Source organism: Methylobacterium guangdongense, assembly GCF_038442355.1.
In the GTDB taxonomy this organism is placed as follows: domain Bacteria; phylum Pseudomonadota; class Alphaproteobacteria; order Rhizobiales; family Beijerinckiaceae; genus Methylobacterium; species Methylobacterium guangdongense.
This window is the reverse complement of sequence record NZ_JBBXMX010000010.1, coordinates 159,364-182,084: the sequence shown is the minus strand read 5'-3', so window position 1 is coordinate 182,084 and position 22,721 is coordinate 159,364. Positions and strand designations below refer to the sequence as shown.

At 69.8% G+C, this 22,721-nt stretch carries 26 protein-coding genes; 12 read left to right on the top strand and 14 right to left on the bottom strand.

From position 1 onward, the window contains the following. Nucleotides 1-5 precede the first annotated feature (5 nt). From fliR to flgB, 5 genes are all read right to left on the bottom strand, one after another. On the bottom strand, nt 6-767 hold the full coding sequence (gene fliR, locus AAHG09_RS19615; protein ID WP_342109129.1) for a flagellar biosynthetic protein FliR: 762 nt from the start codon (nt 765-767) through the stop codon (nt 6-8). A 51-nt stretch (nt 768-818) separates the two neighbouring features. Further along, nucleotides 819-1,085, bottom strand: a complete 267-nt coding sequence (gene fliQ / locus AAHG09_RS19610) for a flagellar biosynthesis protein FliQ (protein WP_244007051.1) — start codon at nt 1,083-1,085, stop codon at nt 819-821. A gap of 231 nt (nt 1,086-1,316) precedes the next feature. Then, nucleotides 1,317-1,631, bottom strand: a complete 315-nt coding sequence (fliE, locus tag AAHG09_RS19605) for a flagellar hook-basal body complex protein FliE (RefSeq protein WP_342109127.1) — start codon at nt 1,629-1,631, stop codon at nt 1,317-1,319. Nucleotides 1,632-1,650: 19 nt separating this feature from the next. Then, nucleotides 1,651-2,058 (bottom strand): flagellar basal body rod protein FlgC, encoded by a 408-nt coding sequence (flgC, locus tag AAHG09_RS19600; protein WP_342109125.1) that lies wholly within the window; start codon nt 2,056-2,058, stop codon nt 1,651-1,653. A 38-nt stretch (nt 2,059-2,096) separates the two neighbouring features. Next, nucleotides 2,097-2,498, bottom strand: coding sequence for a flagellar basal body rod protein FlgB (gene flgB / locus AAHG09_RS19595; protein WP_342109123.1), 402 nt, complete (start codon nt 2,496-2,498; stop codon nt 2,097-2,099). Between the two features lie 485 nt (nt 2,499-2,983). Between flgB and AAHG09_RS19590 the strand changes: the two genes are divergently transcribed. Then, nucleotides 2,984-4,246, top strand: a complete 1,263-nt coding sequence (locus tag AAHG09_RS19590) for a hypothetical protein (RefSeq protein WP_342109120.1) — start codon at nt 2,984-2,986, stop codon at nt 4,244-4,246. 111 nt (nt 4,247-4,357) lie between these two features. Here AAHG09_RS19590 and AAHG09_RS19585 read toward each other — a convergent pair whose 3' ends face one another. After that, on the bottom strand, nt 4,358-4,786 hold the full coding sequence (locus AAHG09_RS19585; RefSeq protein WP_342109118.1) for a hypothetical protein: 429 nt from the start codon (nt 4,784-4,786) through the stop codon (nt 4,358-4,360). Next, nucleotides 4,786-5,055, bottom strand: a complete 270-nt coding sequence (locus AAHG09_RS19580; protein WP_342109115.1) for a hypothetical protein — start codon at nt 5,053-5,055, stop codon at nt 4,786-4,788. Before AAHG09_RS19580 ends, AAHG09_RS19585 begins: the two co-directional genes overlap by 1 nt. A gap of 168 nt (nt 5,056-5,223) precedes the next feature. Between AAHG09_RS19580 and AAHG09_RS19575 the strand changes: the two genes are divergently transcribed. Beyond that, nucleotides 5,224-5,445 (top strand): hypothetical protein, encoded by a 222-nt coding sequence (locus AAHG09_RS19575; protein ID WP_342109114.1) that lies wholly within the window; start codon nt 5,224-5,226, stop codon nt 5,443-5,445. On the opposite strand, the gene AAHG09_RS19570 is transcribed toward AAHG09_RS19575, so the two are convergent. Continuing rightward, nucleotides 5,442-6,746: an MFS transporter gene (locus AAHG09_RS19570; protein ID WP_342109113.1), complete on the bottom strand. Its 1,305-nt coding sequence runs from the start codon at nt 6,744-6,746 to the stop codon at nt 5,442-5,444. The two genes, AAHG09_RS19575 and AAHG09_RS19570, sit on opposite strands and share 4 nt — an antisense overlap. A 228-nt stretch (nt 6,747-6,974) precedes the next feature. Here AAHG09_RS19570 and dnaN point away from each other — a divergent pair, with 228 nt between their 5' ends. The 3 genes from dnaN (at nt 6,975) to recF (ending at nt 9,998) form a co-directional block, all read left to right on the top strand. Further along, on the top strand, nt 6,975-8,096 hold the full coding sequence (gene dnaN, locus AAHG09_RS19565) for a DNA polymerase III subunit beta (RefSeq protein ID WP_342109112.1): 1,122 nt from the start codon (nt 6,975-6,977) through the stop codon (nt 8,094-8,096). 10 nt (nt 8,097-8,106) lie between these two features. Then, the gene (locus AAHG09_RS19560; RefSeq protein WP_342109111.1) at nt 8,107-8,358 is read left to right on the top strand and encodes a ribbon-helix-helix domain-containing protein; all 252 of its coding nucleotides are present in this window, start codon (nt 8,107-8,109) and stop codon (nt 8,356-8,358) included. A 503-nt stretch (nt 8,359-8,861) separates the two neighbouring features. Beyond that, on the top strand, nt 8,862-9,998 hold the full coding sequence (gene recF, locus AAHG09_RS19555; protein WP_342109110.1) for a DNA replication/repair protein RecF: 1,137 nt from the start codon (nt 8,862-8,864) through the stop codon (nt 9,996-9,998). Nucleotides 9,999-10,001: 3 nt separating this feature from the next. Here recF and AAHG09_RS19550 read toward each other — a convergent pair whose 3' ends face one another. Beyond that, nucleotides 10,002-11,717, bottom strand: a complete 1,716-nt coding sequence (locus tag AAHG09_RS19550; protein ID WP_412760058.1) for a methyl-accepting chemotaxis protein — start codon at nt 11,715-11,717, stop codon at nt 10,002-10,004. A gap of 413 nt (nt 11,718-12,130) precedes the next feature. On the opposite strand from AAHG09_RS19550, the gene AAHG09_RS19545 reads away from it, so the two are divergent. After that, nucleotides 12,131-12,526: a VOC family protein gene (locus tag AAHG09_RS19545; RefSeq protein ID WP_342109108.1), complete on the top strand. Its 396-nt coding sequence runs from the start codon at nt 12,131-12,133 to the stop codon at nt 12,524-12,526. A gap of 46 nt (nt 12,527-12,572) precedes the next feature. After that, nucleotides 12,573-13,160: a histidine phosphatase family protein gene (locus tag AAHG09_RS19540; protein ID WP_342109107.1), complete on the top strand. Its 588-nt coding sequence runs from the start codon at nt 12,573-12,575 to the stop codon at nt 13,158-13,160. Here the strand turns inward: AAHG09_RS19540 and AAHG09_RS19535 are convergent, their stop codons facing one another. From AAHG09_RS19535 to AAHG09_RS19515, 5 genes are all read right to left on the bottom strand, one after another. Further along, complete coding sequence (locus AAHG09_RS19535) at nt 13,161-13,877, bottom strand: hypothetical protein (RefSeq protein WP_342109106.1); 717 nt, start codon at nt 13,875-13,877, stop codon at nt 13,161-13,163. It lies immediately after the preceding gene. 81 nt (nt 13,878-13,958) lie between these two features. Next, a complete protein-coding gene (locus tag AAHG09_RS19530) occupies nt 13,959-14,951 on the bottom strand; it encodes a nickel/cobalt transporter (protein ID WP_342109105.1) in 993 nt (330 codons plus the stop codon). Next, nucleotides 14,942-15,625, bottom strand: a complete 684-nt coding sequence (locus AAHG09_RS19525; RefSeq protein WP_342109182.1) for a DUF1007 family protein — start codon at nt 15,623-15,625, stop codon at nt 14,942-14,944. The genes AAHG09_RS19530 and AAHG09_RS19525 overlap by 10 nt, the downstream gene beginning before the upstream one ends. Before the next feature lie 84 nt (nt 15,626-15,709). Continuing rightward, nucleotides 15,710-16,615 carry an amino acid ABC transporter substrate-binding protein gene (locus tag AAHG09_RS19520; RefSeq protein ID WP_342109104.1) on the bottom strand — a complete coding sequence of 302 codons (906 nt, stop codon included), beginning with the start codon at nt 16,613-16,615 and terminating at the stop codon, nt 15,710-15,712. A 147-nt stretch (nt 16,616-16,762) separates the two neighbouring features. Then, complete coding sequence (locus AAHG09_RS19515) at nt 16,763-18,043, bottom strand: dicarboxylate/amino acid:cation symporter (protein WP_342109103.1); 1,281 nt, start codon at nt 18,041-18,043, stop codon at nt 16,763-16,765. Between the two features lie 241 nt (nt 18,044-18,284). On the opposite strand from AAHG09_RS19515, the gene AAHG09_RS19510 reads away from it, so the two are divergent. From AAHG09_RS19510 to AAHG09_RS19490, 5 genes are read left to right on the top strand one after another with little or no spacing between them, the layout of a single operon-like run. Then, a complete protein-coding gene (locus tag AAHG09_RS19510) occupies nt 18,285-19,202 on the top strand; it encodes an ABC transporter permease subunit (RefSeq protein WP_244000594.1) in 918 nt (305 codons plus the stop codon). Next, the gene (livM, locus tag AAHG09_RS19505; RefSeq protein WP_342109102.1) at nt 19,202-20,596 is read left to right on the top strand and encodes a high-affinity branched-chain amino acid ABC transporter permease LivM; all 1,395 of its coding nucleotides are present in this window, start codon (nt 19,202-19,204) and stop codon (nt 20,594-20,596) included. The genes AAHG09_RS19510 and livM overlap by 1 nt, the downstream gene beginning before the upstream one ends. After that, nucleotides 20,596-21,504 carry an ABC transporter ATP-binding protein gene (locus tag AAHG09_RS19500; RefSeq protein WP_342109101.1) on the top strand — a complete coding sequence of 303 codons (909 nt, stop codon included), beginning with the start codon at nt 20,596-20,598 and terminating at the stop codon, nt 21,502-21,504. Before livM ends, AAHG09_RS19500 begins: the two co-directional genes overlap by 1 nt. Next, nucleotides 21,501-22,298: an ABC transporter ATP-binding protein gene (locus tag AAHG09_RS19495; protein WP_342109100.1), complete on the top strand. Its 798-nt coding sequence runs from the start codon at nt 21,501-21,503 to the stop codon at nt 22,296-22,298. The genes AAHG09_RS19500 and AAHG09_RS19495 overlap by 4 nt, the downstream gene beginning before the upstream one ends. Before the next feature lie 5 nt (nt 22,299-22,303). Continuing rightward, the gene (locus AAHG09_RS19490; RefSeq protein WP_244000673.1) at nt 22,304-22,672 is read left to right on the top strand and encodes a DUF6867 family protein; all 369 of its coding nucleotides are present in this window, start codon (nt 22,304-22,306) and stop codon (nt 22,670-22,672) included. Nucleotides 22,673-22,721 lie beyond the last annotated feature (49 nt).

Genomic DNA, 22,721 nt, shown 5'->3' with positions numbered 1-22,721 from the left:
TTACCTCAACGCCCGATCGACTCGGCGAGATACCGGCCCATGTCGTCCAGGAAGACGCCCATCATCACGCCGAGGGAGCCCATCAGGATCACGACGCCGATCAGCACCGAGGCCGGCACCGCCAGGACGAACACCTGCAATTGCGGCATCAGCCGCGACAGCACCCCGAGCCCGACGTTGAACAGGATCCCGAAGGCGATGAACGGCCCGGAGATCTGCATCGCCAAAGTGAAGCCCCGGGCGAGCGCCCGGGTCGCCAGCGCCAGCGCGTCCGAGAAGGCCGGGACGCCGTCGGGCGGTAGCACGTCGTAGCTTCGCGCCAGGCCCTGGATGGCGAGGTGGTGCAGATCGGTGGCGAAGATCAGCGTGATGCCGAGGAGCGACAGGAAGTTGCCGATCGCCACCTGCTGGCCGCCCTGGCTCGGATCCACCGTCATGGCGTAGGACAGGCCGAGCTGGGCCGCGATGATCACGCCGGCGGTCTGAAGGGCCGCCAGCACCATCCGGACCGCGAGGCCGAGCACCAGACCGACGATCGTCTCCCCGAACAGGAGCCCGATCAGCCGCGGCCCGGCTAGGCCCTCCGTGCCGCCGAGCAGCGGGCGCACGGTCGGGAATAGCACCAGCGTGGTGAGCACCGCGAAGGCCAGCCGCAGGCGCGGCGAGACCGACTGCTCGCCGATCCCGGGCATCAGCATGATCAGCGTGCCGACCCGCGCGAAGGTGATCAGGAAGGCCGAGGCGATCCCGGGCAGGAGCAGGTTCATCGCCGCTCCCCAGACACGCGGATTGCGCCGCTGTCGTGGCCGGACAAAGCCTCATCCGCCCGCCGCGATGCGGGCGGCGATGCGGGTCATGTAGCCCGCCATCGCGTCGCCGATGAAGGGCAGCATCAGGAGCAGCATGGCGAACACCGCCACGACCTTGGGCACGTAGATCAGGGTCTGCTCCTGGATCTGCGTCAGCGCCTGGACCAGCGAGACCGCGAGGCCCACCGCCAGGGACACGAGCATCAGCGGCCCGGCGATCTTCAGGAAGACGAAGATACCGTCGCGGGCGACGTCGAGGATGGCGAGTCCGGTCATGGTGGGGCCGCTGTGTGAGTTAGAAAACAGTGCGATGGCCGGGATTCCAGCCGCGCGGCTCGAAGCTTCGCGACGTTTGCCCAATCCATCCCCCTCATCCTGAGGTGCGAGCGCAGCAAGCCTCGAAGGAGGGCTCCAGGGATCGCGCGGCCGGCCGGAGGGCTCCTTCGAGGCCTCCGCTGCGCTCCGGCACCTCAGGATGAGGGCGGTGGGTGGGACGATCCGCCAGCGTCAGATCTGCATCCGCATGATCTCCTCGTAGGCGGAGATCATGCGGTCGCGCACGGCCACCATGGTCTGGAGGGCGGTCTCGCTCTCGGCGACCGCGGTGACCACGTCCACCACGTTGGCCTTGCCCGAGGCGGCCGAGACCGCCTGGGCGTCGGCCCGGCGGCCGGCATCGCCGACATTCTCCAGCGTCTTGCCGAGGAACTGCATGAAGTCGGTGCCGGTCTCGGCGGCCGACGGCACCTTGGGCACGGGCCGGCCGGTGGCGATGCCCTGGACGGCCGCGTAGGCGCCCGCCGCGAAGTTGCTCGAAGCCATCGCTATACCCCCTGCCCGATCACTTCAGGATGCCGAGCGTCTGGGCCAGCATCTTGCGCGTGGCGGAGATCATGTTCAGGTTCGCCTCGTAGGAGCGCTGGGCCTCGCGCAGGTCCATGTTCTCGATCAGCGCGTTGACGTTGGGCATCCGCACCTCGCCCCGCGCGTTGGCCGCGGGGTTGCCGGGCTCGAACTTGGTCCGGAAGGCGGACGGGTCGCGCCGGACGCGGCCCGCCTCCACGAGCCGGGCGCCGGTCTCGTCGTCGAGGTGGCTGGTGAAGCTCGGGATCTTGCGCCGGTAGGGCTCGGCCCCCACCGAGGCCGGGGCGGAATCGGCGTTGGCGATGTTCTCGGCGATGATCCGCATCCGGCCGGACTGGGCCTTGAGGCCGGCCGCCGCCACCGCCATCGACTTGCTGAATTCCATGGCTCAACGCCCTCCTTCCGGCGCGCCCAGACGATCCGTCAGCTCTTGCCGATGGCGATCTTCAGGGTGGTCAGGCTGTGCTGGTAGAGCGAGGCGGCGAGCTGATAGTCCGACTGGTTGTCGCCGGCCTTCATCATCTCGTCCTCGAGATTGACCCCGTTGCCGCTCGGGCGGATCTCGAAACCCTTGGCGCGCTTGGACTCGGTCCCGCCGCCCTGCCCGGCCGGCGCCAGATGGGCCGGGCTCGTCAACGCGAGGCTGGTCGAGCCGGAGGCCAGGGCCCCCGTCGCCCGGTCGAAGCGCGGCTCGACGAGGTCACGGGGCTTGAAGCCCGGCATGTCGGCGTTGGCCACGTTCTCGGAGATCAGGCCCTGGCGCGCCTGGGCCCATTGCATCCGGGTGCGCAGCATGCTGAGCACGGGCAGGTCTGTGAGGGCCAAGGTCGCCTCCGGTCAGGCATCGCCGCGCCGGAGCGGACCGGCTCGGCAAAAACTGCCGCGCGCATGGTTAATGGTGCGTTAAACCTGTGGTGATGTCCCGGCGGAAGAGGCCCTTGCGGGACCCTCCGGATCGCCGCCGCTTCGCAGTCGTGCGTTCGGCTTCCAGGCCGCGGTCTCGCGTGGCTTCGAGATCGTCACAATCCCGCTCGGTCGCGCACCTCGCCGGGAGCGACGCCCCCCGATGAGGCCGATCCGGGCCCGCGCGGTCTTCGGCACGGGAACCGATGTTCTGATCGCCGATTGACGGTCCCGAACGCGTTTCACGACGTATTGTCTTGTTCGCGCAGACATAAAAGGTCTGTTAACGATTCCTTAACGTCGTTTGCCCTGCGACCCGTCCGGCGTGATATGGACATGCCCTTGCCCGGCGCGGACCAGCGGCGCCCGGAACGTGTGAGTGCGTAACCTTGCGATGGCTGCAATCCGTGTTCGGCTCTGACGGCTCCCCCATCGTTCAATACGTCGTGATCTTCGCCGTCATTTTCACGGCGCTGGCGGCCATCGTGTTCACGGTGCGGCGTCTCACCGGCCGGACCCTGGCGCTGCCCGGGCGGACCGGCGGCCGTGGACGGCAGCCGCGGCTCGGCATCGTGGATGTCTACGAGCTCGATCGCGCCCGGCAGCTGATCCTGCTGCGCCGGGACAATGTCGAGCACCTGCTCCTCGTCGGTGGTCCCAACGACGTGGTGGTCGAGCGCAACATCCAGCGCAGCCAGCGCCCGCTGACGGAGGCCTCCCTCAGGACCGATACCGCGCCGGACCCCCTCGACGAGCCGCTGCCGGACCCCCTGGTCCAGGGCGGACGCCTGCCCGAGCCGCCGCGCGCCCTGCCGGAGACGGCCGGTCTGCGCACCGAGCCCCTGTTCGATCCGGGGTTCGAGATGCCGGTGATCGTGCCGCCGCCCGTCCCGCGCTCCGGGGCTGGCCCGACCGTGAGCCTGCCGCTCGATCCCGTGCTGCTCGGCGGCGACGAGCCCGGTCAGGACATCCCGGCGCCCCTGTCGCCCCTCGTACCCCCGCCCAAGCCGAAGATCCCCCCTGCACCGCCCCGCGAGCCGAGCGCTCCGCGCCGGACCCTGAGCCGGACCGCGCCGCCGCTGGTCGATCCGCGTCCCGGGCCGGCCTCGGAGCGGGCCTCCGATCCGGCGCCCGCCGTGGACCAACCGGCACGGCAGGCACCGAGCCTCGCGGTCCCGACCGAGCGCCGGACCGTCGATCCCGCGGTCCTCTCCGACATGGCCCGGCAGCTTCAGGCGGCGCTGGCGCGTCCCTCCTCCGCGGTCACCCCGGCCCCGCCGCCCCCGGCGTCGCCGGCCGCGCCCGAGGATGTCGATCCGGTGGCCGCCGCGATGGCGTCGGCGCCGCCGGTGACGTCGCCCGAGCCGATGCCTCCGCCTCCGGTCGTCGACCGGCGTGCCGACAAGCCCATCCTGCCGGTCGCTCCGGCTGTCGAGCCGGACCCTACGCTCCAGGAGGCGCCGGTTCACGCACCATCCCCCCCGCCGGCGCCGCCCGCAGCCGCGCCCGAGCCGAAGGCACCGCCCGCGTTCCGGCCCCCCGCTGCGCCCGAGCCGTCACCGCCCCCCTCGCGCTCCGACGCGAAGGCTCCGGGAAATCCGTTCTCGGTGGAGGAGATCGAGGCCGAGTTCGCCCGCCTCCTGGGACGCCCGCTCGACAAGCGGAGCTGAGCCGTATTGTCCAGCAGGGTCCGTTAGAGCGCCCGTTGGTTCTGAAACGAAAACCTGCGGCCTACCCAGATCTCGAGCGAGCGAAGCATGGGCCTGCCGCTGCAGGTCGGCTCAGCGCATCCGGGGCAAAGGGTCTCCGGCACGGACAAGGTCGATTCTGTGGCCGCTGACCTTGAGCTCGGAGAGGCGCCGTTCGACCACCGCTGCGACATGGGCGTCCTGACCGTACGTGCGGACCGCCCCATCCTTCAAGTCCGGGAAGTACGATGCGGTGACCGGCAGAAGCGCGACGCGGGTAACGTCGATGTCGAAGGCCTTCGCTTGGCCCAGGGCCGTGGCCTTCGGTTCGTCGACATGGATGAGATACCTCGGACGTCGCGTGCCATCATAGGTGACCTGGGAGGTCGTGTAGAACACGATGACCGCGGGCGTCCCGCCAATGCGACCCGTGCCCGTCACCAGCACGATATCCGGCGACGGCCCGGGCCCTGCACGCTCCCGGAAGGGGAACAGGCACCGGACGTAGTCGCCCCGGACCATTATCTGTCCGGTCCGAACAGATCGGCATAGAGCTTCGAGCGTGTCTGGAAGTCTGCGTCGTTCTCACCGTCCCCGCAATCGACGACGAACTCCCCCTCCTCCTCGACGCAATCCACGGCCACGATCGCCCGCGCCTCGCCAAGTTCCAGCACCTCGTCGAGCACATCACGAACGAGTTGATCCTCGCTGATTCCAGCTTGTCTCGCCCGAACCCGAACTTTCTCCAGGACAGAACCCGAGAGCTGGAAGGACACGACGTCGTCGCGCATCGGCATGGCTCCAATCGGGGGACAGCGTACGCGGTTTGCGATCTGTCCGCCACGTTCGGCGCCGGCTTGCACGCTGCCCTTCAACTCCGCGGGCCGGCGAACGCGGAAGCGTGGCGCTAACGCTTCGTTAACCCTCGGCTGGAACGCTCGGGTCCAAAGGATGACCCGATGCTCGCTCTGACCGCCGAGACCGCCCGCCGCAGCCGCGCCTACCGCGCGTTCAAGCTCGACCGGGCCGGGCGCGTCGCCTCGGCCGAACTGGTCGCGGCCGAGGATGACAGCCACGCGCGCCGTCAGGTCCGCGCCATGGTGCAGCACGGCACGATCGAGCTGTGGGAGCGGACGCGGTTCCTCGGCCGCTTCGAGCCCGCCCCGAAGGGCCGGAACTAGCGCCCCGACGTCTCCGGCATCGCCAGCACGGCGAGGAAGCTCAGCGTCGCGGCGACCGCTAGGTAGATCCCGACATAGCCGATCCCGCCGAGCCGCACGAGCTCCTGCGCGAGGTAGGGCGCCCCGGAAGCGCCCAGGATCCCCGCCAGATTGTAGGTGACCGAGGCGCCCGTGTAGCGGACCCGGGTCGGGAACAGCTCGGGCAGGACGGCGCCCATCGGGCCGAACACCCAACCCATGGACAGGAGCGCCAGGCAGAGGAAGCCGAGGACCGGCGGCCATGTCCCGGTGCCGGCGGCGTGGCCGAGCATCGGCCCCATTAGGAAGCCGAGCCCGAACACCGCGGCCATCCCGGAGAGCAGCACCGGCCGGCGCCCGAACCGGTCCGCGGCGGCGCCCGAGATCACGGTGCCGAGCGCCATGAAGCAGACCGCGATGCACTCGAACAACAGGAAGGTCGGCCGCGAATAGCCGAGCGTGCCGGTGCCGTAGCCCAGGGCGAACACGGTGGAGAGGTAGAACACCGCGTAGACCGCCACCATCGCGAAGGTGCCGATGAGGACCGCCCGGCCGTGCTGCGTCAGCATCGTGGCGAAGGGCACGCGCTCCGGGCGCGCCTCGCTCAGGGCGGCCTTGAAGGCCGGCGTCTCGGTGAGCTTCAGGCGGACATAGAGCCCGACGCCCACGAGCGCCGCGGAGGCCAGGAACGGCAGGCGCCAGCCCCAGCTCTGAAAGCTCTCGGGCGACAGGCCGAAGCTCAGTGCCAGGAAGCCGAGATTGGCCAGGATGAACCCGACCGGGGCGCCGAGCTGCGGGAAGATCCCGTACCAGGCCCGACGGCCCGGCGGCGCGTTCTCGACCGCGAGCAGCGCCGCCCCGCCCCATTCGCCGCCGAACCCGATCCCCTGGCCGCAGCGCAGGATGCAGAGCGCCGCCGGCGCCCACCAGCCGACCGACGCGTAGGTCGGCAGGCAGCCGATCAGGACGGTGGACAGGCCCATGATCAGCAGCGAGGCCACGAGCGTCGCCTTGCGGCCGACCCGGTCGCCGAAATGCCCGAACAGCGCCGCGCCCACCGGCCGTGCCACGAAGGCGATCGCGAAGGTCGCGAAGGCGCTGAGCTGCTGCACGCCGGGCGCCCCGGCCGGGAAGAACACCGGGCCGATCACCAGGGCGGTGGCGGTGGCGTAGATGTAGAAATCGAAGAACTCGATCGCCGTGCCGACGAAGCTCGCGGCCAGGATCCGCCCGGCGCTGGGCGGCGTGTGGGCCGTGGAGGCCCGGTCGACGGATTGGAGCATGGCGGCGTCGCGTTTTCTTATGGCGGCAAACGAGCTTGCGACGCTTTCGCACGGGTCGGCGCGCGCGGGAACCCCGAAAGCGCGTCCGAAAGCGCGTCCGGCAGAGCTCGCCTGTGCGACGCACCGATGCCGGCCTTGCGTTCGCCGGCCCCCTTCGCCAAGCTGATCGGCCCTAAGATCCGCGCGGGACGCCGGCCGCCGCGCCGTCCCTACCAGTCGAGTATTGCGATGAGAGTCACTGTCGAGCGCGCGGCCCTGCTCAGGTCGCTCGGCCACGTGCACCGGGTCGTCGAGCGCCGCAACACGATCCCGATCCTGTCGAACGTGCTGCTGCGCGCCGACGGATCCGCGCTTCAGCTCCGGGCGACCGACCTCGACATCGAGGTGACGGAGAGCGTGCCGGCCGACGTGTCGGATGCCGGCGCCACCACGGTCCCGGCCCACGTGATCTACGACATCGTGCGCAAGCTCCCCGACGGCGCGCAGGTCTCCCTGGAGACCGGCGGCGAGTCCGGCCAGATGACGATCCGTTCGGGCCGCTCGCGCTTCGCCCTGGGCGCCCTGCCGGAGGGCGACTTCCCCGATCTCGCCGCCGGCGAGATGCCCCACGGCTTCGAGATCGCCGCCGCCGACCTCAAGCGCCTGATCGACAAGACGCAGTTCGCGATCTCCACCGAGGAGACGCGCTACTACCTGAACGGCATCTACCTGCACACGCTGGAGACCGAGAACGGCCCGGTGATGCGGGCGGTGGCGACCGACGGGCACCGGCTCGCCCGGGTGGAGATCCCGGCGCCGCAGGGCAGCGTCGGCATGCCGGGCGTGATCGTGCCCCGCAAGGCGGTGGCCGAGATCCAGAAGCTGCTGGACGATGGCGGCGAGTCCGTCGCGGTCGATCTCTCGCCCGCCAAGATCCGCCTGCGCTTCGCGGGCGGCCTGACGCTGATCTCCAAGCTGATCGACGGCACCTTCCCGGATTACCAGCGGGTGATTCCGGCCAACAACGACAAGCGGCTGACCGTCGAGCGCGACGCCTTCGCCAAGGCGGTGGACCGGGTCTCGACGATCTCGTCCGAGCGCGGGCGCGCCGTGAAGCTCGGGCTCGCCGAGGGGCGGCTCGCCCTGTCGGTGAACAATCCGGATTCCGGCAGCGCCACCGAGGAGCTCGATGTCGATTACGAGGCGGCCGGCCTCGATATCGGCTTCAACGCCCGCTACCTGCTCGACATCACGGCGCAGCTCGAGGGCGACACCGCCCTGTTCAAGCTCGCCGACCCGGGCTCGCCGACCCTCATCCAGGACCGCGAGGGGGCCCCGGCGCTCTACGTGCTGATGCCGATGCGGGTGTGAGCACGCTGTCATGCCGAGAACCGTGGTCCTCGACCCCGCTCAGGAGGCTTCGCTCGATCGTCTGATCGCGGCGGGCCGCTACGGCTCGCCGGAAGAGGCGGTCGCAGCCGGCGTCGCGTTGCTGCTCCGGCATGAGGATCGCCTAACGACGCTGCGTGAGGCGTGGCAGGAGGGCGTCGAGAGCGGCGATTACCAGCCCCTCGATGCCACGTTGGATGTGCTGGATGTGCGCTTTGCAGCCATGGAAAAGGGCGCTTCTTGAAGCCTGTCGCCCTGTCGCGGCAGGCTCAGCTGGATCTGCGCGCGATCGGTAACGTCATCGCGGCTGTTCATCTGGTCCCTGCCCGCAGCGCAGTCTCAAGTGCTCATTCGGCGGCCGATAACCGGAAGGCCTGCACTGAAGCTGCTCCCGACCTTAGGATCCTCATATTTCCGTTTACTCTGAGCTCCCTTTACGTCTGCAACCACGACACGCAACAGTGATGCTGTCTTTCTCGAAGGAGGCGCGGGTCCCCTCTCCCGTGCGGGAGAGGGACAGGGTGAGGGATCAGGTCGTCCCGGACGCGGCGCGCCCTGTCGGCGCATCGATCCTGCGCTCTGTCCTGATGCTTCTCCTCCCTCACCCCAGCCCTCTCCCGCACGGGAGAGGGGGCAGAGCACGCCCTCTGAGATTCGGCGGCGCGACTGTGTTGCTCCACGGTCTTCGACGATCGAATCTCGATCGCGTCGTGCATTCGGCTTGCGATCGATCCACCTTGCCGCCTCATGAGTGAATCCGACACCGCCGGCAGCGCGCGCGTCACCCGCCTGATCGCCCGCGACTTCCGCAATCATGCCGATCTCGAACTGAACCCCGCGGCCCGGTTCGTCGCGCTGGTCGGGGAGAACGGAGCCGGCAAGACGAACCTGCTCGAAGCGCTCTCGCTGTTCGTGCCGGGCCGGGGCCTGCGCCGGGCGGAGTTCGCCACTATGGCGCGGGCCGGCGGGCCCGGGGGCTTCGCCGTGTCCCTCACCCTCGACCGGGACGGCGCCGAGCATCGGCTCGGCACCGGCCTGGAGCCGCCGGGGCCGGACGGGCGCACGAGCCGGCTCTGCCGGATCGACGGCGCCCCCGCGCCCTCCCCGGTGGCGTTCAGCGAGTTCCTGCGGGTGGTCTGGCTGACGCCGGACCTCGACGGCCTGTTCCGCGGCGCCGCGGGCGACCGGCGCCGGTTCCTCGACCGCCTCGTCCTGGCGGTCGATGCCGGCCATGGGGCGCGGGTCTCCGCGATGGAGCGCGCCCTGCGCTCGCGCAACCGTCTGCTGGAGGACCGGCCCGACGATGACCGCTGGCTCGACGCCGTCGAGCGGGAGGTCGCCGAACTCGGCGTCGCCGTGGCGCTGGCCCGTCGGGAGACCGCGGAGCGCCTCGACCGGCTGATCGCCGAGACCCGGGACGACGCCCAGCCCTTCCCCTGGGCCTCGATCCGCCTGGAGGGCGACCTCGACGACCTCGTGGCGGTCTGGCCGGCGATCGAGGCGGAGGACCGCTTCCGGCTGGCCCTGCGCAACGGCCGCCATCGGGACCGGGCGGCGGGCCGCACGCTGATCGGGCCGCAGACCAGCGACCTCGTGGTCCGCCACGGTCCGAAGGACGTGCCGGCGGGCACTGCCTCGACCGGCGAGCAGAAGGCCCTGCTGATCGGCCTCGTCCTCGCCCATGCCCGCCTCGTGCGCGCCATGAGCGGCATCGCCCCCGTGATCCTCCTCGACGAGGTGGCGGCGCATCTCGATCCGCGCCGCCGGGCCGGCCTGTTCGAGGCGCTGGAGGCCCTGCCGGGTCAGGTCTGGATGACCGGCGCCGACCCGGACGCCTTCGCGCAGGCCGGCGACCGGACCGAGGTGCTGCGGATCGGGGCCTGAGCCTTAGGCGGCCCGGATCGTGCTCAGGAAGCGGGAGACCTCCGCGCCGAGCTGCTCGGACTGCCGAGACAACTCGCTCGCCGCGCCGAGCACCTGCGTGGCGGCGGCGCCGGTCGCCTCCGAGGCCTGGGCCACGCCGACGATGTTGCTCGTCACCTGATCCGTCCCGGTCGCCGCCTGGGCGACGTTGCGGACGATCTCCTGGGTCGCCGCCCCCTGCTCCTCGACGGCTGCCGCGATGGTGGTGGCGACCCCGTTGATCTCGCGGATGCGCGCCGCGATCGTGTCGATGGCCGACACCGCCTGCCCGGTCGCCCCCTGGATCTGGCCGATCTGATGGCTGATCTCCTCGGTGGCCTTGGCGGTCTGCCCGGCCAGCTCCTTGACCTCGGCCGCCACCACGGCGAAGCCCCGGCCGGCCTCGCCGGCGCGCGCCGCCTCGATCGTGGCATTCAGGGCCAGCAGGTTGGTCTGCCCGGCGATGTTGGAGATCAGCCCGACCACCTCGCCGATGCGGGCGGCCGCATGGCTGAGATCCTGCACGAGGTGCTGGGTCTGATCGGCCTCGCCGACCGCCGTCTGGGCGAGGTTGGCCGAGCCGAGCACCTGCCGGCCGATCTCCTGAACCGACGAGCCCAGCTCCTCGGCCGCCGCCGCCACGGTCTGGACGTTGGTGGAGGCCTCCTCGGCCGCCGCCGCGACGGTGGTGGATTGGCTCGCCGTCTCGGTGGCGCTCGCCGTCATGGTCTGGGCGGTGGCCTGCAGTTCGGTGGCCGAGGACGAGACCAACCCGACGATGCTGCCCACCGCCCGCTCGAATCCGTCAGCCAGTTCCAACATGGTCCGCCGGCGCGCCGCGGCCGCCGCCTCGTCGGCGATGCGCTTGGCCTCGGCCTCCTCGGCCGCCTTGCGCGCCACCAGGGCCTTGATGCCCTCCACCGCCCTGCCGACCGCGCCGATCTCGTCGCGACGGCCGGCCTCCGCGATCTCGGCGTCGATGTCGCCCTGCGCCATGCGCTGCAGGACCTTCACGAGGCGATCGAGCGGCCGTGTGATGCCGAGCGTCGCGATGAACATCGCGGCGAGCATTCCGGCCAGCATCCCAAGGCCGCTGACGATCATCAGGGTATGACGCGTGGCGTTGGTCTGGTCGGTCAGGTCGTCCGAGCCCTTCTGCATGTAGGCTGTGATCGCCTCGGCGAGGTCGTTGCCCTCGGCCAGCATGCTGGAGAAGGTCGGATCGATCGCCGTATGGACCAACGCGATGGCTTGCTCGTTCTGGTTGCTGGTGCCGAGCCGGCGAACCTCGCTCACGTCCTTCACGTAACGCTCGATGCGGGCCGTCATCGCGTCGATCCGCGGCGCGAAGGTTTCGGCATGCGACCGCAGGCTGGGGAGAAGCGCCTTCACCTGGGGTGGAATGGCCTCGAAGCCCCGGTTGGCGGCCTGCATCTGGGCCGGGTCGGTCTCCGCGATGACGCGATACACCCAATAGTTGAGCTCCACCATCAGGCGGTTGAGCCGACGCGCTTCGGCAACGGCCGCCGCCTCATTGCTGACGAATCGCGAGTATCCATCGTCGATCTTCGACATCTTCGATTGGGCATACCAGACGCAGCTGCCGACGATCAGACTAATCAATACAATGACGGCAGCTATCTTGGGCAGAATATTGATGTTGGACAGTCGTAACACGGCGTAAGATCTCCCGATCGACATCGGCGACGGACGAGCGCGGGGTAGAGGCGTTGACGTCTGATGTTCTAGTAAGCTGATCTTACTAAAATGTTGCTGTCAAGACATATTCTTGAAGACCCGAAATCATATCCGACAACCAGATCGCTCGAATTTATATTTAATCATCGGAATAGGAAGATCGGGCGAGTAAACATGTCCTTACAAAGACGTACGCTACGGTATTACTACTATCTCGCGGAGGGTTATAATTTTTTGCCCCGCAGTATGATTTTGCCAAGAAATCTTCGTCGTTGCAGTCTGCATCCCGGGTCCGAAACGCCCGCCGACGGCGGCCGAACGTCTCCGGCCTGCCGCGCGAGCCTTTTCTGCGGACGCCGGAACGCCACATAGGGGGCCGGCACGCGGAGCGCGCGTGCGCACGGAACTCGCAACGCATGTCCAAGCCGGTCCACGCCATGATTCGCGTCCTCGAGGAGGAGCGCGCCCGCGACTACTACGCCCGCGCCTTCGGGCTCGAAGTGTCGGACCGTTTCGATTTCCCGGACTTCACCCTCATCTACCTGCGCGATCCCACCTCGCCGTTCGAGCTGGAGCTGACGGTCAACAAGGGGCGCGACAAGCCCTACGATCTCGGGGACGGGTACGGCCACATCGCCTTCGTGGTCGACGACGTCGAGGCCGAGCATGCGCGGCACACGCGCGAGGGCTTCACGGCGACCGACGTGAAGACGCTCAAGCACGGTGAGGACGTGCTGGCCCGGTTCTTCTTCGCCACCGATCCGGACGGCTACAAGATCGAGGTCATCCAGCGCGGCGGCCGCTTCGCCTGACCGTCCCGGACCGCCCGGACCCGCCCAGGACACACAGCCGAGATCCATGCCGAATACGACGCGCATCGTCTGCATCCGCCACGGGCAGTCGACGTTCAATGCCGCCCACAAGCTCGGGGGCGGCGATCCGGGGCTCCTGGACGCCCGGCTGACCGAGTTGGGGCAGGCCCAGGCCCGGGCGGCGCGGGACAGGGTGCGAACGATCCCGTTCGACCTCGTGGTGGTCTCGCCGCTCACCCGGGCGATCCAGACCGCCGCGATCCTGTTCGGCGAGCACCCGAGCCGGCCCCACGTGCTGGTCGAGGTGCTGCACCGGGAATGCCAGGAGAGCAGCTGCGACGTCGGCCGGGCGGCTTCGGAGATCGCGGCCGAATTCCCCCATCTCGATGTCGGGCACCTGCCCGAGATCTGGTGGCACGCGGAGCCGGGCTGCGAGGTCGGCGGCTATCCGGTGGAGCCGCGGACCCTGTTCGACGCCCGGGTCGCGGCGTTCCGGGACTGGTTGCGGGCGCGGCCCGAGCGGACCATCGCGGTGGTCGGGCACGGCACGTTCTTCTACCACCTCACCGGCACGTTCCTGGAGAATTGCGGCACGATCGAGCTGGACCTCGACGCCGCGCCGGATGCGGCCTGATCAGGCCGGCGCCAGCGCCTTCGCGGCGTCCAGGCGCGCACGGGCGCCCGCAACGGCGATCTCCGGCGCCTGCCGGCCGATCATGAGCGTCGCGTCGAGGATCGCGCAGGCCTCGGCCCAGGTCCCGGCTACGAAGGGGGCGGCCCCTTCGGCGACCTCCGCGGCGCAGCGCGCATCCTCCCCGGCCCGCTGTGCCGCCGTGGCGGTGCGTGCGACGGCCGCCGTCAGGGCACCCTCGCGCCAGCGCCGCGCCTGGGAGGCCGCCTGCGAGAGCGCGCCGCCCCGCCACGCGGCCGACCGCGCCGCGCCAAGCGCCGCGGGCCAATCCGGCGCCCCGGCGCAGGCTTCCGCGTGCTCGGCCATGCCGGCATGCGCGCAGAGCGGCGCGAGGATGCGCCGGACACTCTCCAGCGCGAGCCGCCGCGTCCGGGCGGCTTCGACCTCCGGGCTGTCGGCACTGCCGGAGAGCCGCAGCACGAAGGCCATCAGCTGCGACCGCACCGCGTCCGGCATCGCGTCGTTCAACCCCAGCGCGTAGGCGGCGATCGGACGCGAGAAGCAGGGCGGGCAATCCGTGCTGGACCGGATCACCCGGTAGGGCAATCCCGCAGCCACGATCGCCGCCTCGTTGATGCAGGTCCCGCCGTCAGGGCCGGGGAAAGGGTGCGATCCGGCGAGCAGGCGCCAGTTCAGGATCGTCTCGAAGTCGGGATGCATGGGCGCGCTCTCCGTCTCGGGCCCGCAGCGTCGCACGCCGCGGCCCGGTTGGCGAGGCCCCAAGTCCTTGCCTCGACGCGCTTACCCGGCGAGACCCGGCGCGAGGCCGGACAGCATCGCGGCCCCGAGCACCAGCACGAAGGCGGCGGCGATCAGCTCCAGGCCCCCGAGGGCGAGCACGCCGGCCCGACCCCGTCCGCCCGCGAGGTGCAGGGCCGCGCGTTTGGCGAAGACCGCGAGGCCGGCCAGCGCCGTGGTGGTGAGCGCCGTGCCGAGCGCCATGGCCAGAACCGCCAGCACGCCCGCCCCCGGCACGCCCTGCGACACCGCGAAGACCAGCACCAGGACCGCCCCCGCGCAGGGGCGCGAGCCCGCGGCGAGGACGACGCCGGCCCGCTCGCGCCACGTGTCCATCGTTTCGAGGGCCTGCGGCCCGGGCAGGTGGCTGCAGCCGGGCCCGCACGTCGCGTCGAGATGCACGAGGCGCCCGGCCTTTCGCCATGTCAGCACCAGCCCGATCAGGGCGACGAGGGCGAAGCTCACGGTCTCGATCACGGTGCCGGTCCGGGTGATGCTCGCCGCGGTGGCGTTGAGGATCAGGCTGCCGATCCCCACGATCGCCCCGGCGACGGCGGCCTGCAGCAGGGCGGCGCACAGGCTCAGCGCGCAGCCGCGCCGGAACGCGCGCTCGCCCGCCAGGATATAGCCGGCGATCACCGCCTTGCCGTGGCCCGGACCGGCGGCGTGGAACACGCCATACGCGAGGGCGAGGCCGATCAACGGCTTCCAATCGCCGCCGCCCTGCAGCGCGCTCACCGCGGCGTTCAGGCTGCGCGAAAAGCTCGCCTGGAAGGCCAGGATGATCCCGCCGAGGCCGGTCGCCGCCGGGGCGGCCTCGCGGAACCCGATGCCGAAGGGCGAGCGGGGCGGCGGGGCGGCGAGGCCGGGCGCCACGAGCCACGCGATCGCGGCGGCCAGGAGCGCCGCCAGCGCTACCGCGAGGGCCATGAGGCCGAGCCGCAGCCCGAGGCGCCCCGCCCCGGCGGGGGCCGCGATCCCGATGCCTACGGACATGCGACCAGAACCCGGCTGGCGAACTGCACCCCGTAGGTCGAGGCGGCGGTCAGCGCCTCGAAGAACGCCTCGGTCATGCCCGGGGACCCCGCCTCCGCGGTCTTGGGCTGCTCGGTCTTCGGGCGGGTGACGGTGGCGGCGCAGCCCTGCGGCGCGCCGGCCAGCGTCGCGGCGTCGGACCCCTCCGCGAACGAGAAGGCGACGAAATAGGTCGGGTCGTAGACCTCCAGGGCGGCGACCCCCCGACCCTGCTGGATCGGCGTCTTCAGCGGCAGCAGGAAGGTCATGACCAGGGCCTTGTCGTCCATGCGGGCCGCCGGCTCCTTCGGATCGGCGAAGGCCTGCTCCTTGCCGCCGACCTTCAGCTTCGTGAAGTAGCCGAACTCGGCGAGATTGGCGGTGTTCTCGGCCGCGAGCCCGGCGAGCTCGTCGGGGCTGAGCTTGCCGTCCTTGTTGGTGTCGAGACCCTGGGTGACATAGGCCGTGTATTCCGGGTCGAAGCTCCACGTGTCGCGCACGCCCACGAGCTTGCCGCCCTCGTAAACGAGCTGCGCCTTCGCGGTGACCCAGACATGGGGGTGGGCGGAGGCCGCCGAGGCCGCGCCGGCGAGGAGGATTCCCAGCGCTGCGGCCCGGAAGCTCGGACAGAGCGCGGCGATCGACAAGGGGGCCATCGACATGGGCAGCTGAGCGCTCGCGACGGGAGGGACCGGTGGCCCTTCCTCGCGCTCCGGTTGGGCAAAAGCGAGGCGCCCCGCCTACTCGCCCGCGTCGAGGCCCATCAGCTGGAAGCTCACCCGCAGGTCATTCGACATCGGGATGTCGAGGCGCTCGCCGTTGGGCAGGCGCTTGAGGAACCAGCGCTCGTAGGTCCAGCGCAAGGCCCGGGACTCGGCGAGCCGCGTGAAGGTCTGCTGCACGATCCCGGCGAGCTCCGGATCGTCCTTGCGGAACATGATGCCGTAGGGCTCGTAGGAGAGCTTGTCGGGCAGCACCGTGTAGCTGGACCCGTCCTTCGCGTCCGTGGCGATCAGCCCGTAGAGCAGCACGTCGTCGGTGGCGAAGGCGTCGGCCTTCCCGGCCTTCACCATCGCGTAGGAGGCGGCGTGATCCGGTGCCGTCACCACCTGCGCGTCGATCTTGAGCCGGGCGAGCTGGTCGCGCACGGCCTTCTCGTTGGTGGTGCCGGCGGTGACCACCACGGTCTTGCCGCCGAGGTCGCGGTAGGAGGCGATGCCCGAGCCCCGCTTCACCAGGAGCTGCGTCGCGCTGATGTAATCCACCGGCGAGAAGGCCACCTGCCTGCGCCGCTCGGCATTGGCGGTGGTCGAGCCGCATTCGAGATCGATCCTGCCGGAGGCGACCGCCTCGATGCGGGTCTCGGCGGTGACCGGCGCGTAGCGGATCTTCACCGGCCGGCCGATCGCCGCCTGGATGTCGTCGGCGATCTCGCCGCAGAGGTCGATGGCGTAGCCGATCGCCCGGGGAGAGCCGTCCGGATGCTTGCCCTCCACGAAGGAGAACGGCACCGAACTCTCGCGGTAGCCGAGCACGATCTCGCCGCGCTCGGCGACACTCTTGAGCATGCCGGTCAGCACCTCGATGGCGGAAGCGGGGGACGCCGCCAGCGCCAGGGCTAGAATCGCGATGGAAAGCCTTGCCATCACCCGTCCTCCGGGGCGCACCCTACGGTGCCAGCACATCGACACATCGGAGACGAATAGAGCGGAAGGGCGACCTCACGCTCCTCCCTCCCCCGCAAAGGGGGGAGGGAGACGCGCATCGCTTTGACGGCTGCCCCCTCTCTGCCCCTACTCCGCCGGCGACACCACGGTCCCGACATGATCCAGCCGCTGGTCGGTGGCGGTGAGCTGCCCCTCCCACTTGGCCACCGCCACCGTGGCGACGCTGTTGCCCAGCACGTTGGTGGCCGAGCGGCCCATGTCGAGGAACTGGTCGATGCCGATGATCAGCAGCAGCCCCGCCTCCGGGATGTTGAACTGGGTCAGCGTCGCCGAGATCACCACCAGCGAGGCGCGGGGCACGCCCGCCATGCCCTTCGAGGTCACCATCAGCAGGAACAGCATGGTGAGCTGCTGACCCCAGGTCAGCGGGATGTTGTAGGCCTGGGCGATGAACATCACCGCGAAGGTGCAGTACATCATCGAGCCGTCGAGGTTGAACGAGTAGCCCATCGGCAGCACGAACGAGGTGATCCGGTTGGGCACGCCGAACTGTTCGAGGTTCGTCAGCATCTTCGGGTAGGCCGCCTCGCTCGACGCGGTCGAGAAGGCGAGCACGAACGGCTCCTTGATCAGGTTGATGAGCCGCATGATGCCGCCGCCCCCGAGCAGCAGGAACCCGACGCCCATCAGCAGCGCCCAGAGCACCGCGAGGCCGATGTAGAACTCGATCAGGAACTTGCCGTAGGTGACCAGCACGCCGATGCCCTGGGTGGTGATGGTCGCGGCGATCGCGGCGAAGACCGCCACGGGGGCGAACATCATGACGTAGCCCGTCACCTTCAGCATGACGTCGGCCACGCCCTCGATGCCCTTGGCCAGGAAGTGCCCCTTCTCGCCGAGCGCAGCGAGCGCCACGCCGAAGAAGATCGAGAACACCACGATCTGCAGGATCTCGTTATTGGCCATCGCCTCCACGGCGCTCTTGGGCACGAGGTGGGTGACGAACTCCTTCAGCGAGAGCGAGGCGGTCTTGAGCCCCGTGCCGGCCCCGACATCGGGCAGCGGCAGGTTCAGGTTCACCCCCGGCTGCATCAGGTTCACCAGGATCAGCCCCAGCATCAGCGAGCAGAACGAGGCGCCCACGAACCAGAGCAGCGCCTTGCCGCCGACCCGGCCCACTGCGGCCGTGTCCCCGAGATGCGCGATGCCCACCACCAGGGTCGAGAACACCAGCGGGGCGATGATCATCTTGATGAGGCGCAGGAACACGTCGGAAATCAGCGCGATGTAACCGGCGATCTCCTTTGCCGTTTGCGGATCGGGCCACGTGATGCTGCAGGCATAGCCCACCGCGATCCCCAGGAGCATGCCGACGAAAATCATCGTCGTGAGTCGTGAACCTGTCATCGGACGGCTCCTGCCTGGGCTCGGGATGAGCGAGCATTACAGTTCGTTAACGTGAAGCACGAACTGCGCCATGCGCAAGCCCTGAGTGGCGCCGTTACTGGTCTCTTCGACTGTTTTCGCGCGACGCTTGCGCGGGGATGAAACCGGTGGCCGGCATGCTACGGCTGCGGTACGGGTCTTGCCCTGCCAAGCTGCCTGCTGTCTCAGTAGGCAGACTCGAACCCACGGCGCGCGAGAGTACATGGACGTCTTCGTACAGCAGCTCATCAACGGGCTGACGCTCGGCTCGATCTACGGCCTGATCGCCATCGGCTACACGATGGTGTTCGGCATCATCGGCATGGTGAACTTCGCCCACGGCGACGTCTTCATGGTCTCCTGCTTCATCGCGCTGATCACCTTCCTGCTGCTGACGGTCTGGCTCGGAATCAGCTCGATCGCGCTGGCCTTCCTGGTGGTGCTGGTGGTCGCCATGGTGCTGACCGCCCTGTGGGGCTGGGCGATCGAGCGAGTCGCCTACCGGCCCCTGCGCGGCTCGTTCCGGCTGGCGCCGCTGATCTCGGCGATCGGCGTCTCGATCTTCCTGTCGAACTTCGTGCAGGTGGTGCAGGGCGCGCGCAACAAGCCGACCCCGCCGATGTTCTCGGGCGGCATCACCCTGTTCGAGCGCGACGGCTACGCGGTGTTCCTGGCCTGGAAGCAGGTGCTGATCATGGCGGTGACCGCCGTGCTGCTCACCGGCTTCTGGTATCTCGTGCAGCGCACGCCCTTCGGCCGCGCCCAGCGCGCCTGCGAGCAGGACCGCAAGATGGCGGCGCTCCTCGGGATCGACGTCGACCGGACGATCTCGCTGACCTTCGTGCTCGGCGCCGCGCTGGCGGCCGTCGCCGGCGTCCTCTACCTGATGTATTACGGCGTCGTGTCGTTCTCGGACGGGTTCGTGCCGGGCGTGAAGGCGTTCACGGCGGCGGTGCTCGGCGGCATCGGCTCCCTGCCGGGCGCGGTGCTGGGCGGCCTGATCATCGGGCTGATCGAGACCTTCTGGTCCGCCTACTTCTCCATCGAGTACAAGGACGTCGCCGCCTTCTCGATCCTCGCGATCGTGCTGATCTTCATGCCCTCGGGCATCCTGGGCCGGCCCGAGGTCGAGAAAGTCTGATGGCCGCCCCGCAGACTGCCCTTCCCGGCTCCGCGATGGCCGGCATCCTGCGCGACGCCGCCCTCTACGCCCTCGTCACCTTCGGCCTGTGCGTGCCGCTCATCGCCTATCGCACCGATCCCGGCCCAGGCACCGAGCTGGTGCTCGTGCCGCGCTGGGGTCTGGTGGCGGCGCTCTGCGCGGCGATCTTCGTCGCCCGGATCGTGCAAAGGCTGGTGCTGCTGCGCCGGGATGCCCGGCGGGCGCTGACCCCCTCCCCGGCCCAGGCCACAGAGGCGGTCCACGGCGAGCCCGATGCCGGCCAGAAGACCTCGAAGGTCGGGCTCTACATCTTCATCGCCGTGGCGCTGACCCTGCCGATCCTCGCGGCGCTCGCCACCGGCGGCCTGTCCTCGGCCCGCTACTGGATCGACCTCGGCATCCTGATCCTGACCTACGTGATGCTCGGCTGGGGCCTGAACATCGTGGTCGGCCTCGCGGGGCTGCTCGACCTCGGCTACGTCGCCTTCTACGCGGTCGGCGCCTATTCCTACGCGCTGCTGTCGACCACCTTCGGCCTGTCCTTCTGGCTCTGCCTGCCGCTCGCCGGCCTGTTCGCCGGCCTGTGGGGCATGATCCTCGGCTTTCCGGTGCTGCGCCTGCGCGGCGACTACCTCGCCATCGTGACGCTGGCCTTCGGCGAGATCATCCGCCTCGTGCTGATCAACTGGACCGACGTGACCGGAGGCGGCGCGGGCATCTCGTCGATCCCGCGGGCGACCTTCTTCGGCATCCCGTTCACGGCGGGCGACGACGGGTTCGCGGCGACCTTCGGCATCCCGTACGATTCGATGCACCGGCTGGTGTTTCTCTATTACCTGATCCTGGCGCTCGCCTTGATCACCAACTTCGTCACCCTGCGCCTGCGCCGCCTGCCGATCGGACGGGCCTGGGAGGCCCTGCGCGAGGACGAGATCGCCTGCCGCTCGCTCGGCATCAACACCACGGCGGTCAAGCTCACCGCCTTCGCGCTGGGGGCGGCCTTCGGCGGCTTCGCGGGCTCGTTCTTCGCGGTGCGCCAGGGCTTCATCAGCCCGGAGAGCTTCAACTTCCTGGAGAGCGCCATCATCCTGGCGATCGTCGTGCTCGGCGGCATGGGCAGCCAGGTCGGCGTCGCGATCGCCGCGGTGGCGATGGTCGGCGGCCCCGAGATGCTGCGCAACCTCGGCTTCCTCAAGGCCGTGTTCGGCGAGGGCTTCGACCCGAACGAGTACCGCCTGCTCCTGTTCGGTCTCGCGATGGTGGCGATGATGGTCTGGCGGCCCCGCGGGCTGATCTCGGTGCGGCTGCCCTCGGTCTCGCTCGGCGAGCGCCGCGCCGTCTCCGGCGCCCATGTCAGCGAGGGGCACGGCTGATGGCGACGTATCCCGATCTCCGGGCGGCGGCCGCGACCCCGCCGGTGCTCACCGTTGAGCATCTGACCATGCGGTTCGGCGGGCTTGTCGCCGTCTCCGACCTGTCCTTCGAGGCGCGGCGCGGCGACATCACCGCGCTGATCGGCCCGAACGGGGCCGGCAAGACCACCGTGTTCAACTGCATCACCGGCTTCTACAAGCCGACCGAGGGCATGCTGACCCTGGCGCACGCGGACGGCACCACGCACCTGCTGGAGCGGCTGCCGAACCACGAGGTCAATCGCACTGCTCGGGTGGCGCGCACCTTCCAGAACATCCGCCTGTTCCAGGGCATGACGGTGCTGGAGAACCTGCTGGTCGCCCAGCACAAGCCGCTGATGCGCGCCTCCGGCTACACGATCCTCGGGCTGCTCGGCCTCAAGGGTTTCCGGGACGCGCAGGAGGCGGCGATCGAGCGCGCCAAGGCGTGGCTGACGCGGATCGACCTGATGGAGCGGGCGGACGATCCGGCCGGCGCCCTGCCGTACGGCGCGCAGCGCCGCCTGGAGATCGCCCGGGCGATGTGCACCGATCCGGTGCTGCTCTGCCTCGACGAGCCGGCGGCGGGCCTCAACCCGCGGGAATCGGCCGAGCTGAACGGCCTCCTGCGCCACATCCGTGACGCGCACGACACCTCGGTCCTGCTGATCGAGCACGACATGTCGGTGGTGATGGAGATCTCCGACCACGTGGTGGTACTCGATTACGGCCAGAAGATCGCGGACGGCACGCCCGCCGAGGTCCGCAGCGATCCGAAGGTGATCGCCGCCTATCTCGGCGTCGAGGACGAGGAGGTGGAGGCCGTGGAGGCCGAGGTCGGGATCAGCGTGCCGCACGGGGACGCGACCCATACGGGAGCTCCGGCATGAGCGTCGCCGGCATCAACGTCCTGGTCGAGGAGACCCGGGCGATCCAGGCGGGCCAGAAGCCGCCGCTCCTCGCGGTGCGCGACGTCTCGACCTATTACGGCAGCGTCGCCGCCCTGCGGGGCGTCGATCTGGATGTCGCCGAGGGCGAGATCGTCACGCTGATCGGCGCCAACGGTGCCGGCAAGTCGACCCTGATGATGACGATCTTCGGCAGCCCCCAGGCGCGCTCCGGCACGATCACCTATGACGGGCGCGACATCACCCGCCTGCCGACCCACGCCATCGCCCGGCTCGGAATCGCCCAGTCGCCGGAGGGGCGCCGGGTCTTCCCGCGCATGAGCGTCTACGAGAACCTTCAGATGGGCGCGGCGCTCCACGACGGGCGCTTCTTCGCCGAGGATCTGGAGAAGGTCTGCGTCCTGTTCCCCCGGGTGAAGGAGCGCCTGAACCAGCGCGCCGGCACCATGTCGGGGGGCGAGCAGCAGATGCTGGCCATCGCCCGGGCGCTGATGAGCCGCCCGCGCCTGCTGCTCCTCGACGAGCCGTCCCTCGGCCTCGCGCCGCTCGTCGTGAAGGGCATTTTCGACGCGATCCGGGAGCTGAACCGGACCGACGGCATGACGATCTTCCTCGTCGAGCAGAACGCCTACCACGCCCTGAAGCTCGCCCATCGCGGCTACGTGCTGGTCAACGGCCGGGTCACGATGAGCGGCACGGGCCGCGCGCTCCTGGACGATCCGAACGTCCAGGCCGCCTATCTGGAGGGGGGCCATGCCGGCCCGGTCGGGGCATGAGCATGCTGCAGGGCGTCGTGTTCGAGGAGGAATCGGCCTGGCTGTTCCTGCTTGTCACCGTGGTGATGGGCGGCTGGGCCGGCTGGATGGCCGCGCGGGGCATCGCCCGGGGCTGGCGGCCGTTCTGGCAATGCGCCCTGGCGCTGCTGCTCGTGGCGGCCGCCGTGCGCTTCATCCACTATGCTTTGTTTTCGGGCACGCTGCTGTCGCTGCACTACTATGCGGTCGACGCGCTCGTGGTCATGATCATCGGCGCGGCGGGCTTCCGCTATACGCGGACGCGCCAGATGACGAGCCAGTACCGCTGGCTCTACGAGAAGACCTCACCGCTGACCTGGCGCGAGCGGGCGCCGGAGGCGGGCGGGGTCCGATGAGTGCGGCCGGATCCGCACGTGCGGTCCTGACACCAAGGGGAAGTACGCG